The sequence below is a fragment of the Polynucleobacter sp. AP-RePozz3-80-G7 genome, from assembly GCF_018882145.1.
Taxonomy (GTDB): Bacteria; Pseudomonadota; Gammaproteobacteria; order Burkholderiales; family Burkholderiaceae; genus Polynucleobacter.
Genome location: NZ_JACVPC010000005.1, coordinates 92,271 through 105,933 on the forward strand (window position 1 = coordinate 92,271; position 13,663 = coordinate 105,933).

Annotated in this window: 15 protein-coding genes; 7 read left to right on the plus strand and 8 right to left on the minus strand. The window is 46.0% G+C overall.

Going from position 1 to position 13,663, the window contains the following annotated elements:
• Positions 1–34: 34 nt before the first annotated feature.
• The 7 genes from ICE90_RS09970 to ICE90_RS10000 all read right to left on the minus strand — a co-directional run bounded on the left by ICE90_RS09970 (position 35) and on the right by ICE90_RS10000 (position 6,775).
• A complete protein-coding gene (locus tag ICE90_RS09970) occupies positions 35–2,113 on the minus strand; it encodes a TonB-dependent receptor domain-containing protein (protein ID WP_216192314.1) in 2,079 nt (692 codons plus the stop codon).
• Between the two features lie 84 nt (positions 2,114–2,197).
• Positions 2,198–2,377, minus strand: a complete 180-nt coding sequence (gene hemP / locus ICE90_RS10905) for a hemin uptake protein HemP (RefSeq protein WP_215320585.1) — start codon at positions 2,375–2,377, stop codon at positions 2,198–2,200.
• A 3-nt stretch (positions 2,378–2,380) separates the two neighbouring features.
• Complete coding sequence (locus ICE90_RS09980) at positions 2,381–2,818, minus strand: energy transducer TonB (RefSeq protein WP_216192315.1); 438 nt, start codon at positions 2,816–2,818, stop codon at positions 2,381–2,383.
• Between the two features lie 287 nt (positions 2,819–3,105).
• Positions 3,106–4,278, minus strand: a complete 1,173-nt coding sequence (locus ICE90_RS09985) for a methyltransferase (protein WP_216192316.1) — start codon at positions 4,276–4,278, stop codon at positions 3,106–3,108.
• Entirely contained in the window at positions 4,279–5,133 is an 855-nt protein-coding gene (locus ICE90_RS09990) for a pirin family protein (RefSeq protein ID WP_216192317.1), read from the minus strand.
• A 41-nt stretch (positions 5,134–5,174) separates the two neighbouring features.
• A complete protein-coding gene (locus ICE90_RS09995; RefSeq protein ID WP_216192318.1) occupies positions 5,175–5,726 on the minus strand; it encodes a carboxymuconolactone decarboxylase family protein in 552 nt (183 codons plus the stop codon).
• Between the two features lie 35 nt (positions 5,727–5,761).
• On the minus strand, positions 5,762–6,775 hold the full coding sequence (locus ICE90_RS10000) for a tripartite tricarboxylate transporter substrate binding protein (protein ID WP_216154544.1): 1,014 nt from the start codon (positions 6,773–6,775) through the stop codon (positions 5,762–5,764).
• Positions 6,776–6,864: 89 nt separating this feature from the next.
• Between ICE90_RS10000 and ICE90_RS10005 the strand changes: the two genes are divergently transcribed.
• The 7 genes from ICE90_RS10005 to ICE90_RS10035 all read left to right on the plus strand — a co-directional run bounded on the left by ICE90_RS10005 (position 6,865) and on the right by ICE90_RS10035 (position 13,232).
• On the plus strand, positions 6,865–7,641 hold the full coding sequence (locus ICE90_RS10005) for a sulfurtransferase (protein WP_215320597.1): 777 nt from the start codon (positions 6,865–6,867) through the stop codon (positions 7,639–7,641).
• 76 nt (positions 7,642–7,717) lie between these two features.
• Positions 7,718–8,722, plus strand: a complete 1,005-nt coding sequence (locus ICE90_RS10010; protein WP_255533355.1) for a tripartite tricarboxylate transporter substrate binding protein — start codon at positions 7,718–7,720, stop codon at positions 8,720–8,722.
• Positions 8,723–8,777: 55 nt separating this feature from the next.
• Entirely contained in the window at positions 8,778–10,151 is a 1,374-nt protein-coding gene (locus tag ICE90_RS10015) for an MmgE/PrpD family protein (RefSeq protein WP_216154543.1), read from the plus strand.
• 23 nt (positions 10,152–10,174) lie between these two features.
• A complete protein-coding gene (locus tag ICE90_RS10020) occupies positions 10,175–11,152 on the plus strand; it encodes a D-2-hydroxyacid dehydrogenase family protein (RefSeq protein WP_216192319.1) in 978 nt (325 codons plus the stop codon).
• 23 nt (positions 11,153–11,175) lie between these two features.
• Positions 11,176–11,715 carry a chromate transporter gene (locus ICE90_RS10025; protein ID WP_215320603.1) on the plus strand — a complete coding sequence of 180 codons (540 nt, stop codon included), beginning with the start codon at positions 11,176–11,178 and terminating at the stop codon, positions 11,713–11,715.
• Positions 11,712–12,233: a chromate transporter gene (locus ICE90_RS10030; protein WP_216192320.1), complete on the plus strand. Its 522-nt coding sequence runs from the start codon at positions 11,712–11,714 to the stop codon at positions 12,231–12,233. The genes ICE90_RS10025 and ICE90_RS10030 overlap by 4 nt, the downstream gene beginning before the upstream one ends.
• A 21-nt stretch (positions 12,234–12,254) precedes the next feature.
• A complete protein-coding gene (locus tag ICE90_RS10035; RefSeq protein WP_215320607.1) occupies positions 12,255–13,232 on the plus strand; it encodes a tripartite tricarboxylate transporter substrate binding protein in 978 nt (325 codons plus the stop codon).
• Between the two features lie 45 nt (positions 13,233–13,277).
• Here ICE90_RS10035 and crcB read toward each other — a convergent pair whose 3' ends face one another.
• Positions 13,278–13,655: a fluoride efflux transporter CrcB gene (crcB, locus tag ICE90_RS10040; RefSeq protein WP_216192322.1), complete on the minus strand. Its 378-nt coding sequence runs from the start codon at positions 13,653–13,655 to the stop codon at positions 13,278–13,280.
• Between the last annotated feature and the right edge of the window lie 8 nt (positions 13,656–13,663).

Here is a 13,663-nt window from a genome sequence, read left to right on the forward strand (position 1 = left end):
CGTTTTTCTTTAATTCAGAAATCGCCTATTCTTATCAATTAAATTGATAGCTCATACCAGCTTGGAAATTGAGAGGTGCTCCCGCAAAGATTCCATCTGGACTCCTGCTAGATATATACCGTCTATCAAATACATTATTAATCACCCCAAACACTTTCCAATCTTTGTTAATAGCGTAGTTAGCGCTCCAATTCACTGTTGCAAAGGCTGGGACCTCGCCTAAAGTTCCAATAGCATTTTGCGCAACTGTATTTGCTGAATCCGCATATTGAGCAGAAAGATAATTCAGATTGACTAAAGTATTGAAGCCATTCTTTTCGTAGCTAACACCCAAATTTGAAGTTAATTTAGGCGTGTACGGAATGCGATTACCATCTCGCCCCAAAGAGCTCGTGCCAACAAACTTAGCCACCGGGATGTAAGTAGCATTACCATTAATGCCCCATCCTCCTCCTAGCGCATAAGCCAAGGACATCTCAGCACCTTGATGCAAACTTTTACCGCCATTGGCTTTAGAAATTCCGGCAGCTAAGCTCTGATTCACAATTTGATTGCTGAAGTTCATGCTAAAAATAGCTGAATCATAAGTAAAGGCGCCAGAGCGACCACGCAGACCAAGCTCCGTATTGGTTGAGCGTTCTGGGGCTAACTGCTGATCAACTCCTTTGTCATCAATTGCGGTGGCTAACTGTGCTGGCGCAAAACCTTTATAAACACTACCGTACGCCTGCACTTGGGGAACAAGCTGCCAGGTAGCACCAATTTGTGGAATAGTTTCTACATTCTTGGCGCTACCAGCTTTTCCAGTAGCAGCATTTGAACGGGTCTGGTTATAACTTTCCACTCGTACCCCAGGAATAAGGGCAAAGTCTTTGCTCAGCAAGAAACGGTTTTGCGCATAGACCGACACTGAATTAGCCTTGTTATCTTCCTGCGAAGTGAGTCGACCAGAATAGGTGAGAGTTTTGGAACTCAATACTTGATTGATTTGAGATTCGGTATGCAAGCGCAATCCAAACTCTGCTTCATTGGAAATCCCCAGAGCCTTATAGGCATGGCTTACCCGAGAATCGATGCCTAACATTTGAAACTCTCGATTTCGCCCAATCAGGCAATCAGCACCAACGTTGCAAGCTCTAAAGACTGTCGATTCCTGCGTGCGCTTAACAATACTTTGCCGCCAATAATCTCTAGATAACCTACTCCAATACATCAAGGTATTGATTTTGGTCTCTGGACTAATTTCGATAGCATGATTGAGATCTACACCATTTCTTTGAGTAATGAAGCGGTCATTTGGCGCTGGATTATCTTTTGATTGATTGCTGTACTGATTTGGGCGTAGACCCACATATGAGGTATTGATATTGTTATCGTAATGTGTGTATTTCACACTTAACCACTGATTCTGCGAAATCTCCATTCCCCCTTTCACCAAGATGTCGTACATCTTGAAACCATTGCCTTGGTATCCATTGGACTCAGATTGAATCAGATTTATTCCTCCAATGGCGCCATTCGATGATGATTTTCCCCCTGCCTCAAGCTCTGCTAAACGATATCCGTAGTTGCCCACTTTGCCGGTTAACTTAAATCCTGGAGCAGGTGTTTTACTAAGGTAATTTACTACGCCACCAATATTGGATGGGCCATATTTCAGGCCCGATGCGCCCTTTAAAACTTCAATCCCGTCGATTTGCTCTACAGGTGGGCTGTAATAGGAGGCATTGGAAATGAAGAGGCTTGGTTGAATTGGAGCTCCATCCTCCAGGAGCAATACTTTTGTGCTCCGACCTGGGCCTAAGCCACGAATACCAATATTCGGAATGGCTCCTAAGCCGCCTTCATCACCACGAATATTGACGCCAGGAATCGTCTTTAAGACGTCCTGCAAGGATTGAGGTTGCAACTCCTCCATCTTCTTTTGGTCAATAACATCAACCGTTCCTGGAATTTTATAAAGGGCCTTTTCCTCTCGCCCAACAATATCAATCCTAGGTAACTCAATATCTTGAGCATTAGCCCAAACTGAAAAAGATCCTCCATATAACAATACAAACGATGAAAACCAGGCCAACCGATTTCGAGGACGAAAAACTTCTTGATGCTTCATATACCATCTCCAGTGATAAAAACAAAAAATCGCTGGCTATATGCATATGAAAATGCTCTTGCTGGCTAGTAAGTTAATTCATATTTACTTCGTCAAAATGAGCTTCCCTAATTTAGTGATGCGCAATTGATATGAATGCCCATCATGCAAGATGAAGATCTGCTTTGTGTGACCCAATAAGGTTTCGCTTAGAATGCATCTAGGCAAAAGTTGGCTTGATCGAATACATTTTGAATCAAGATCTAAGGTATTTTTCTCGTTCAAGCACTAACCTTCCAAGGTAAATTGAATAGGTGTCTGAAAGCATTGCAAAGAAACCTGAGCAGGGGCTATTGCAATTGGCGCAAATCTCCACCGAGTCAAAGCCTTGATGGCTGAGCGATCCAAACCCTGAAAGCCTGAGCTTTGGGTGATACCAACTTCTTGCACAAGGCCTTGCTCACTTACACATAATCTTGCAATGACCAAACCCTGTTCCTTAAGCTGTCTGCTGGCTAAGGGGTAATGGGGTTTGGGGCTGTATATAGCCTGTCTAGCCGTGCCTACTGCCAGACGTCCAGCCTCCTTACTATCACTATGCGCATGGGACTCATTTACAGCACTGGAACTATCGCTCTCACTGCTAGAAGATGTATTGATTTGGGGTGCGGCCAGGGATTTTTTCTGCTGAGATGACAAGGTACTTTTGCCTACTAGATTTACCATCAAAAAATCTGGAGCGGATGATTTTGACCCCGCAAATGGTCCCGATAAAAGTATCAATAGTGCTAATACATGAGAGAAAGTTACCCCCGAAATTAGCAATATGTTTCTAGACAATGCACCAGAAAGCAAATGGCACCCTTAAAAAATGAATGAGAGAAACTATATTTAACTTACCGAAAAATGTGTAGTAAGTTAACTACTACTCTCAATGATTTTAAGGATGATGTAGTGGATTAACAACCATGATCCCAATGGGGGCGGTGCTTGTAGGGCTATTTAATGTGGTACTACTTTTGGGTTAATCGCCACAGTGAAGTGACTTCTTTAGATCTCGCTGCATACAATGCATCCGCTCTATCAAATGCCTTGTTGTGCGTTGGCTTGGTATCTAAATGCGCAATCACCTTCAAGCCCGCTTGATCAATCCAATTCAGAAACTCTTCTCTTGCTCTCAAGCCTAAGTGCTCTGCTAAGTCAGAAAGAATGAGCCAACCCTCACCATTTGGCAGCAAATGATCTTTCAACCCACTCAAGAAACCCTTCAGCATCTGACTCTCAGGGTCATACACCGCATGCTCTAGCGAGGAGCTTGGTCTGGCTGGAAGCCAGGGTGGATTACAAACAATAAGCGCAGCTTTTGTTTCGGGGAAAAGATTGGTTTGATGAATTTCAATTTGAGAATTCAAGCCTAAGTGGTCAATATTTTCTTTCGCGCAAGCAATCGCTCGATCACTTAGATCGGTCGCAATAATCCTCTGAACATCTCGCAGAGCCAAAATAATCGCCAACACTCCAGTACCCGTCCCAATATCAAAAGCAATGGAGCTATTTTTTATTGCTTCTGGTAAGGGGGCTTTCAGCACCAAGTCAATATATTCACTGCGCACTGGAGAGAAAACACCGTAGTGCGGATGAATGCGAACCTCTTCATCATCCCTAGTCAGAACTTGAACACCTGTCTTGCGCCACTCATGAGCGCTAATAACGCCAAGCAACTCACGCAAAGAAATTACATAGGAAGTTTCTTGTGTTCCATAAGCCTCATGGCAAGCCTGCGCTATATCTGGGGCGCGTCTCAAAGGTATCGTATGGTCAGCATTCACATGGATGAGAACCATACCCAAAATACGTGCGCGCTGAGATTGGGTGAGACGATGCAGATTAAATGCATCTAAAGGGCTTTTGGTTTTCTCTTTGGTAACTCTGTCAGCTCTGGTAGATTTCTTGGAAGGCTTGTCCACCCTTCTTACCAAGGCCTGCAAGAGTTGCCGCGCATTCTGAAAGTCGCCCTTGTAAAGCATCGCAGTGCCTGCACAAGCCAATCGATAAGCAATGTCAGCAGTCAGCGTGTCATCCGCGATCTGAATCTTTTTATGCGGCGCAATGCCATTTTCAGAATGCCAATGAGCGGAACAGATTTTTTCGCCCTCTTCCCATTGAAGGTTTGCTGATTGCGTCACCTAGGAAACCACAAACCGATTGTTTTGATAATCATCGATGGCTTGTTCAATTTCAGCACGAGTATTCATCACAAAAGGGCCGTACTGAACGATGGGTTCATGTATGGGTATAGCTGCCAGAACAATAAATTGCGCGCCTACAGATCCTGTTCTCGCTTTGAAAAGATCTCCGTCACCAAGAACAATAGCCGCCTGCTTTGGGGCAGGCATCATTGGCCCACCTAATTCAAGCTCACCTTCATATACATAAATAAATGCATTGAGTTCTTTTGGAATGCGTTGCTCAAACTCTGCGTTGGGTGGTAAATGCACATCTAAAAATAGAGGTGCAGTAGTAATTCCCTGAATCGGGCCTTGAACTGCTTTACTACCATCTTCATATGCGCCCGCAATGACCTTTACTGAGCCGCTATTTGCCAAAGCGATCTTCGGAATATCCTCAACCTGAATATCTTTATAGCCAGCCGGCTTCATCTTTTCTTTGGCGGGCAAGTTAATCCACAACTGAAAGCCGCGCATGGCGCCACTCACTTGCTGCGGCATCTCTGAATGAATAATGCCGCACCCTGCCGTCATCCACTGTACGCCACCAGTTTTCAGGTGTCCCTGATTTCCTAAATGATCTTCATGCAACATGTGGCCCTCTAGCATATAGGTCACCGTCTCAAAACCCCGATGGGGATGGGCTGGAAAGCCTGCCACATAATCATTTGGATCATTGGAGGAAAACTCATCGAGCATCAAGAAAGGATCTAACCTGACTTGATTTTGACCGCCCAGACTACGGCGCAATTTCACACCCGCACCATCAGAGGTAGCAATGCCAGGAATAATGGTTTGGATGTTGCGGATCATATTGATGAATGCTTCGACTTGGCTTTGGCTAAGTTTTAACTTTAAGCCGGAGGATGATCTTCAGGATTAACGTCGAGCGCTATCAGGAAGCGGGAGACCATGTTGTAAGCGGCGATTACCGTGACTAATTCCACGGTATCCGTACTTCCCAGAGCCCTTTGTAAGCGCTTCATTAATTCAGGATCCACTTTGATATTGCGCGTCATCTGAAAAGTGAGTTCAGCGGCATCGTTTTCCACCGGGGAGTACAGATCTTTTGGGAAATTCGGCTGTCCAATAAGTCGTAAGCCTTGGACCTGCTCCTCTGTCCCGCCCGCCTTCTTAAAAGGTGGCGCATGGTGAAAGAATTCATATTCAGCACCATTCAAAACGGCTACGCCACACATGGCCAACTCACGCAATTTCGGATCCAAAGAGAGGTTATTCCGAATCTCACCAATAAAGTGATTCCAGCCCTCTGCAATTGGAACGCTATGCAAGAGCATGCGATCTAAATTAATAAACTGACCGCCTCGTCTTTTGCGAATTGCAGCAACCAACTCTGCTGGCTCCGCTAAATCCATTGGCTGATACGGAATTAAACGTTCTGACATACTTACCTTTTATTAATACTGCTTATCAACAACTCTTACTGAGCAGTTTCTTTAATATTGTTTTCAATGACAAACTTGCCCCAAATACCCATTTGCTTGCCGATAAAGTCTTGTGCAGCAACAGGGGTGCCCCCAATAATTTGGATGCCTTGCATTTTGAACTTCTCAGCAACTGCAGGCGTCTTTAAGGCTTTATTTAATGCCTTGTTCATTGCATCGATCACTGCCGGAGATGTTTTACCAGGGGCCAATACCGCCCACCAAGCTGGCGCACTAAAGCCTGGGAACCCGCTTTCAGAAATCGTCGGCACATTAGGCAAGGATGGTGAACGCTTGGCAGTTGTAATCACTAGCGGAATAACTCCACCGTTATCAATATGAGGCTTCACTAAAAATTCTGAGCCAACAGCTAACTCTACTTGACCACCCAAAGCATCTTGCATTAAAGGACCACCACCACGATAAGGGATGTGATTCCAATCAAAGCCCGCTTGTTTTGCAAGACGTGCCATTGCTAGATGACCCAAGCTACCAATCCCAATTGAACCGTAACTAAATTGCTTACCTGTCTTGGAAAGATCTACCAATTGTTTAAAGCTAGTGATGCCAGATTTTTTGCTTGCAACTAACACCATGGGAGATGTGCCAACCAAAATCACTGGAGCAATATCTTTAATCGTGTCATAGGGGAGTTTGTCTTTGAGGCTAGGGTTAACGCCGTGGGTATCAAATACCACTGCAAAGGTGTAGCCATCCGGATCGGACCGAGTCATTGCGGAGGTACCAATTACACCAGAGGCGCCACCAACGTTTTCCACAATCACGTTTTGCTTCAACTCTGCTTGCAAAGCAGGTGCCAATATACGTGCAACCTGGTCAACTGAGCCACCTGGCGGAAAGACCGCAATTAAACGAATTGGCTTTTGGGTGGGCCATGTGCCAACACCCGCATTTTGTGCCAAAGCAACACCGCTTACTCCTAAGGCCATCAAAGTGGCTAAGAGGCTGTTTTTAAAGGCTTTTTTAGCCATTTTTGCTAATTTCAGCATGGATTTTGTCTCCTTTGAATAAGACCTCAAGATTAACACCCCCTTAGCCTATTTGCTCGATAATGCTGTTGTAGCCCAGTGAGAGAAAAATGAAGTCGATTCTAAATATTGCCGCCTATTTATTTGTCAGCCTAGACGGCTTGCCAGAGCTGCGCGCCAAAATGCTGGATGAATGCAATGCCCGCCAACTGAAGGGGACCATTCTATTGACTGGTGAAGGCATCAACATGTTCCTTGCCGGCAAAACGGATGAGTTACGTGGTTTTCTGGATTGGCTCCGTACCGATCCCCGCTTTGCCCCACTTCAAGCAAAAGAAAGCTGGTCTGAGGATCAGCCCTTTAAGAAGATGTTGATCAAGCTCAAAAATGAAATTATTCGCATGAATCACCCAGCGATTCGTCCTGAGGAAGGTCGTGCTAATTTCATTAGCCCCAAAAAACTACAGGAGTGGTTAGATCGCGGTACTGACGATCTAGGTCGCCCTGTAGTGATGGTTGATACCCGCAACGCCTTTGAGGTCGACTACGGCACTTTTGAGAATGCACTGCATTTCAATATTGAAAAGTTTACTGAGTTTCCAGCAGCAATTTCTGCACATAAAGATGATTTAGCCAATAAGACGCTGGTCAGCTTTTGTACGGGCGGTATTCGCTGTGAAAAATCTGGCTTATATATGCGGGAAATTGGCATGGAGCACAGCTACCAGCTAGAAGGCGGTATTTTGAAATATTTCGAGGAGGTGGGCTCCGCTCATTACCAAGGCAGCTGCTTTGTCTTTGATGAACGTGAGGCGCTGGAGCCAAACCTAGATTCCATCCCCGTAGAACACTCTATTCGAAAGAAACTCAAAGCCAGCCAAGCCTGAGCAGGGCTAGAGCCGCCAATAGTAAAATGGCTTAGCTGTACAAAACTAACCAATAACAATAATTCGGACTCGAGACATGTCTAATACGTTCAATCGGCAAAAGCCGATTTTTTTGTCATCCCTTCTCATTGCTTTTTTGGGATTGGCATTCCATTTCAATGCGCAGGCGCAAAGTGCAGCAACAGCCTACCCCACTAAACCTATCAAACTGATTGCACCAGTAGCTGCTGGTGGCGGACTAGATAATATTGCGCGCGCTGTTGCAGAAAAACTTTCTCGATCCATTGGTCAAACAGTAGTTGTAGAAAATATGGGTGGTGGTGGCGGATCAATTGCCTCGCAAGCAACCGCTAAAGCGCCAGCCGATGGCTATACACTCATGATTGCTTATGTAGGGACACACGGCACCAACCCTGCTGTCCGCAAGTTACCTTACGATGCCATAAAAGACTTCACACCGATTGGCATGATTGGCGCAACACCGAATGTACTCATCATTAACCCTGATCTACCCATCAAGAATTTCAAAGAGTTTGTGGATTACGCCAAAAAGAATCCTGCCAAATTAAGTTATGGATCCGCGGGTCCAGGCACCTTGACGCATCTGGGTATGGAGCAATTAAAGCTAGCAGCTGGAATATTCATGGTGCATGTGCCTTATCGTGGCGTAGGCCCTGCTTACACAGATCTACTGGCCGGACAGACCCAGGCAATGTTTCCAACCTTATTTGCTGCCCTCCCTTATATCAACACCAATCGTGTTCGTGGTCTTGCTGTGACTGGTGCTAAACGCAGTACTGCAGCCCCCAATATCCCAACCTTTAAAGAATTGGGATTTAACGGCTTTGATGGTCAACAGTGGTATGGACTGGTGGGCCCAGCTAATCTACCACCGGCCATTGTTGCCAAGCTCAATGCCGAACTCAATAAAGTATTGGCGCTACCAGACTTCTCAGAAAAAATGACGAGCGAGGCGATGACTTTAATGCCCATGACGCCCCCTCAATTTACTAATTACATCAAAGAAGATATTGCGCGCTGGGCCAAGGTTGCCAAAGACCGCAATATTGAAATCGATTGATTTTTCAACCCTCGCTTCTTTAAAAAATATTCATACTTATTCATAGGAAATTGATATGTCTCACGCTATTGCTGCAGCAGCCGATCTCAACGCGCCACCAGTCACCAAAATTTTGGCGGAGTTTGTTAATACTCACCCAAGCCAAGGGTGGACTCCAGAGGTTGAGCACGAAGCGCATCGTACATTCTTAAACTGGCTAGGCTGTGCGATCGGCGCAGCCAATCATGAGAGCGTTGAATCGTCTCTAGCCGCTATTCGTGAATTTCAGCCAGCCCCGCAAGCCAGCATTCTCGGTCGCAAAGATAAAGTAGATATGGGCGGAGCAGCTTTGATTAATGGCATTAGCTCACACACTTTTGACTTTGACGATACCCATCTCAAAACCGTGATTCATCCAGCTGGCCCAGTGGCTTCTGCAATCCTTGCCTTAGGCGAACACATCGGTGCCAATGGTCGCCAAATGATTGACTCTCTTGTTCTAGGCATTGATGTTGCCTGTCGAGTCGGTAATGCAATGTATCCAGATCACTACCATCGTGGCTGGCATATCACTGGCTCCACAGGGATGCTGGGCTCTGCTGCTGCATGTTCACGCTTAATGAGTCTTGATCTGCAAAAAACAACTATGGCTCTGGGTATTGCTGCCTCACAACCGGTTGGTATGCGCGAGCAATTTGGCACGATGACCAAACCCTTTCATCCGGGTGGCGCTGCACGTGCAGGTCAACTTTCTGCGTTGTTGGCAAAACATGGTTTTACTGCAAGCTCTAAAGCGCTTGAAGCGGGTCGTGGATATATGCAAACCGTTTCTACTAAGTGTGACTGGTCAGAAATTGATCGCGCCCTCGGAAAATCTTTTGAGATTTCCCTAAATACCTACAAACCTTTTGCTTGCGGAATTGTGATTCACCCAGCCATTGATGCTTGCGCCCAATTACGCGCCCAAGGTGTCAAGGCAGAAGAGGTTGAACGCATTGAGTTGCGTGTTCACCCACTGGTACTGGAATTAACTGGCAAGAAAACACCTAAGGATGGACTGGAAGGCAAGTTCAGCGTGTATCACGGCTGTGCTGTAGGCTTGATGTTTGGTCAAGCAGGTGAAGGTGAATATGCAGATGACATCGTTAACCGTCCTGACGTTGTAGCTTTGCGCGCTAAGGTGAATGCGACTACCGATACCTCTATTAGTGAAGCATCTGTGGACGTTAAAGCCTTCCTTAAGGATGGCAAAGAAGTGCATATTTTCGTAAAGAATGCGATTGGTTCAGTAGAAAACCCAATGAGCGATGCAAACTTGGAGCAAAAATTTACAAGCTTGGCCGAGCCAGTGATTGGAAAAGAGAAAACCCGTCAACTGATTTCCGCACTCTGGAAGTTAGGACAAGCGCCAGACCTCAAACAAATCTTAAGCCTTTGCACTCCAGACTAATTTCAACTGAAAGTTTTTTATCCATGGCTTCATTACCGAACATCGTTATTCTTGGGGATTATGAGCGCGCTCTACGTCGCTTCTCTAACTGGGATAAGTTAGATCAACAAGCTAAGCTCACCATCTACCATGAGCCTTTGCGTGATGAAGCCTTATATGAAGCAGTAAAAGATGCCGACGCAATTGCTATCGTAAGAGATCGCTCGCCCTTCAATGAGGCGATGATCGCGCGCTTACCAAAACTCAAGTTTTTAATGTTTACTGGCGAACGCAATGGCACTCTTGAGGCGCCGGCCTTGGTTTCAAGAAACATTCCCATGGCTTGCACACCCGGTGGACCCTCCAAAGAAACTACCGCTGAGCTTACTTGGGCTTTGATTCTGGGTGCATCTAAGCGTCTGGTTGAAGAAAATAAACTGATTGCCTCTGGTGGCTGGCGCGATGCATTCTCTCTCCTGCCAATGCTTTCTGGCGAACGCTTAGGCATCATGGGTTTAGGCGCTATTGGCAGTCGTGTGGCGCGCGTTGGCGCCGCCTTTGGTATGGAGGTTGTAGCCTGGAGCCCGCGCATGACCCCAGAACGTGCAGCCGCTGAAAATGCAAAAGCCGTTAGCTTGGATGAGTTACTCAAAACCTCCAAAGTGGTATCCATGCATTTAGTAGCAGGTCCCGGAACTAAAGGATTGATTAGCGCCGATCAATTAGCACTCATGCGCGCAGATTCGATTCTGATCAATACCTCACGTGCTGCGCTCATTAATATGCCCGACCTCCAAAAGGCACTTTCCGTGGGTAGACCAGGACAAGCAGCAGTGGATGTATTTGATGTTGAACCCCTTCCTGAAAAAGATGCACTACGCAATACTCCCAATCTTTTGGTGACGCCTCATTTAGGCTTTATTGCTGAACCAATTTTTGCGACCTTCTCAAAAGGCATTACCGAAACACTGGAAGCATGGTTAGAAAACAAGCCTGTACCGCACCCCTTTAAGCCTCAATAATTTATTTATAAAAAGCGACCTCGATGAGTAGCCTAACGCCGTCACAGCTATTTATTAGTTTTAGCAAAATTGGTATGTCAGGCTTTGGTGGTGTGCTCCCTTGGGCTAGACGAACCCTAGTGGAGCGGGACAAAATTCTGACTTCCGAGGAATTTAGTGCCATCCTTGGTATTTGCCAGATCGTTCCAGGCCCCAATATTGTTAACCTCGCTGTTTGCGTTGGCTCTCGGTTTGCGGGAGCAAGAGGGGCGGCAGCTGCAGTTCTTGGTCTGACCCTCGGACCAATTGCCATTGTGCTGTTACTCGCCATACTCTATCAACACTACAGCTATTTGGATACAGTAAAAGGACTATTGCGGGGCATCTCTGCAGTAGGCGTAGGTCTCATCGCTTCAACTGGTTTCAAGATGCTACGCGATGAGTTTCGCTTTCCTCTGATGCTGCTAGTAGTGGTCATCACCATCTGTGCAGTTACCTACTTTCATGTCGGTCTGGGTTGGGTTGTGCTTGCTGTTTTACCGCTGGCACTGTTCTTGGCACGCAAGAAAGCGCTTAGTTCATGAGTATGCTTTTTAGTGTCTTTCTGAAACTATCCGCCTTCTCGCTTGTTGCGTTTGGCGGCGTGAATGCATTGCTACCAGAGTTGTTGAACTTAGCTGTCTATCAAGAGCATTGGATTGATCTGCAAACTTTTTCAGATTACTTTGCTATAGCGCAAGCAGCACCAGGCCCTAACTTTATGACTGTCACGCTATTAGGCTGGCATATTTATGGTGTACTAGGTGCATTTATTGCCACACTGGCAATTGCATGGCCCTCATCCATCCTGATTTATTTTCTGCAACGCTTTATTATGGGTATTCAAGATCCCATCAAGAAGAAATCTATTCAATACGCAGCGGCTGCACTAGCTATTGGACTGGTTCTTTCTTCTGCATGGCAAATTGCTATTCAAATTAACCATGGCGCGGCAGCCTACGCCTTGACCTTTGGTACGATTGCTATTACCTTGTTTACACGCTGGCATCCGCTCTACCTCATTGCAATTGGCGGCGCTTTAGGAATTCTGGGTTTTATTTAAATCACTTTTCTTAGGATAAATATGCGACTCATTCAGAACTTTTCAGTCTGTTTAATAAGTCTAATTACCTTATTTTCTGCCGCTGCTTTTGCGCAAAATAACTACCCCAGCAAACCCATTAATTTCATTGTTCCTTATGGTGCCGGTGGTGGCGCAGACTCACGCAGTCGTCAGATTGCCCAAAAAATGAGTGTCATTCTCAAGCAACCCATCATCGTTGATAACAAACCGGGGGCTGGCGGCAACATTGGTACAGAATTCATTTCTAGAGCCGCTCCAGATGGCTACACCATTGGGATGGGCAACTTCGCGCCCATGGCTGTTAATAAAACGCTCTTTGGCAACTTGCGTTACGACCCAGAAGCAGATCTTACGCCTATCATTTTGATTGAAAAAGGGCCTCTGGTGCTGGTGGTCAATCCAAGCTCACCATATAAAACAGTACAAGAAATTGTTGCGGCCGCTAAAGCTAAGCCGGGTACTCTCACTTTCTCATCGGGCGGCATTGGAGGTAGCCATCAATTATCCGGTGAGCTCTTTAAACAAAGCGCTAGCATCGATATGATTCACGTACCGTATAAGAGTGGATCTGCTGGTTTAACCGATCTAATGGCCGGAAACGTCACCATGATGTTTGATCAAATGTATTCAGCGATGCCAAGCATCAAAGCCGATAAGTTACGCCCCATTGCTATTACTAGCAAGAAGCGCTCCCCTCTTCTACCGAACATACCTACTTTTGCTGAAGCTGGCTATCCCAAGGTTGAGGTTCTCAATTGGCAAGGCTTGATTGCGCCTAAGGGGACGCCAAAGGCTATCATCGATAAATTAAATGCCGCTGCAAATGAAGCGCTTAGAGATCCACAACTACGCGAACTCATACTCTCTCAAGGGAATGAGATTGGCGGAGGGAGTCCAGCTGAATTTGCCAGCCTGATTAAAGCTGAAAGTGCCAAATGGAGTGCTGTTGTAAAAACAGCCAATATCAAGCCGGAGTAAGGAATTCAATTTTGAATGGCATTGGGGGGCTTAGTGCCCCCAATTTTATTTAAAAGCCTGGTAGGTCAAGATCCCCAAAAAGGTGAGCGCAAGTGAGCCAACTAGATTAAGTAGGGCTGTGCCCAAAGCCCAGGTAAATTCCCCGCGCTGCATAAAGCCAACCACCTCAGCAGAAAAGCTTGAGAAGGTAGTCAAACCTCCTAAGAAACCAGTGACCACTAAAAGCTTCCACTCTGGAGAAAGGCTTGGATTGTTACCGAAGAAGGCAACCGCAATCCCGATTAAGTATCCGCCAACCATATTCGATATAAAGGTACCCAATGGCAGCGCAGAAGCCATCCCAACGGTAGCGAAATTAAAGCCAGCTCTTAATAAAGCGCCGAAGCCCGCTCCAAAAAAGATTGCAAAGATAGGAAGCCACATAATCTGCT

Excerpts from the sequence above, each read along its gene's own strand:
- ICE90_RS09970 (WP_216192314.1), bottom strand. The coding sequence starts at position 2,113 with ATGAAGCATCAAGAAGTTTTTCGTCCTCGAAATCGGTTGGCCTGGTTT.
- ICE90_RS09980 (WP_216192315.1), bottom strand. The coding sequence starts at position 2,818 with ATGGTAAATCTAGTAGGCAAAAGTACCTTGTCATCTCAGCAGAAAAAA.
- ICE90_RS09990 (WP_216192317.1), bottom strand. The coding sequence starts at position 5,133 with ATGATCCGCAACATCCAAACCATTATTCCTGGCATTGCTACCTCTGAT.
- ICE90_RS09995 (WP_216192318.1), bottom strand. The coding sequence starts at position 5,726 with ATGTCAGAACGTTTAATTCCGTATCAGCCAATGGATTTAGCGGAGCCA.
- ICE90_RS10000 (WP_216154544.1), bottom strand. The coding sequence starts at position 6,775 with ATGCTGAAATTAGCAAAAATGGCTAAAAAAGCCTTTAAAAACAGCCTC.
- ICE90_RS10005 (WP_215320597.1), top strand. The coding sequence starts at position 6,865 with ATGAAGTCGATTCTAAATATTGCCGCCTATTTATTTGTCAGCCTAGAC.
- ICE90_RS10010 (WP_255533355.1), top strand. The coding sequence starts at position 7,718 with ATGTCTAATACGTTCAATCGGCAAAAGCCGATTTTTTTGTCATCCCTT.
- ICE90_RS10015 (WP_216154543.1), top strand. The coding sequence starts at position 8,778 with ATGTCTCACGCTATTGCTGCAGCAGCCGATCTCAACGCGCCACCAGTC.
- ICE90_RS10020 (WP_216192319.1), top strand. The coding sequence starts at position 10,175 with ATGGCTTCATTACCGAACATCGTTATTCTTGGGGATTATGAGCGCGCT.
- ICE90_RS10025 (WP_215320603.1), top strand. The coding sequence starts at position 11,176 with ATGAGTAGCCTAACGCCGTCACAGCTATTTATTAGTTTTAGCAAAATT.
- ICE90_RS10030 (WP_216192320.1), top strand. The coding sequence starts at position 11,712 with ATGAGTATGCTTTTTAGTGTCTTTCTGAAACTATCCGCCTTCTCGCTT.
- ICE90_RS10035 (WP_215320607.1), top strand. The coding sequence starts at position 12,255 with ATGCGACTCATTCAGAACTTTTCAGTCTGTTTAATAAGTCTAATTACC.
- crcB (WP_216192322.1), bottom strand. The coding sequence starts at position 13,655 with ATGTGGCTTCCTATCTTTGCAATCTTTTTTGGAGCGGGCTTCGGCGCT.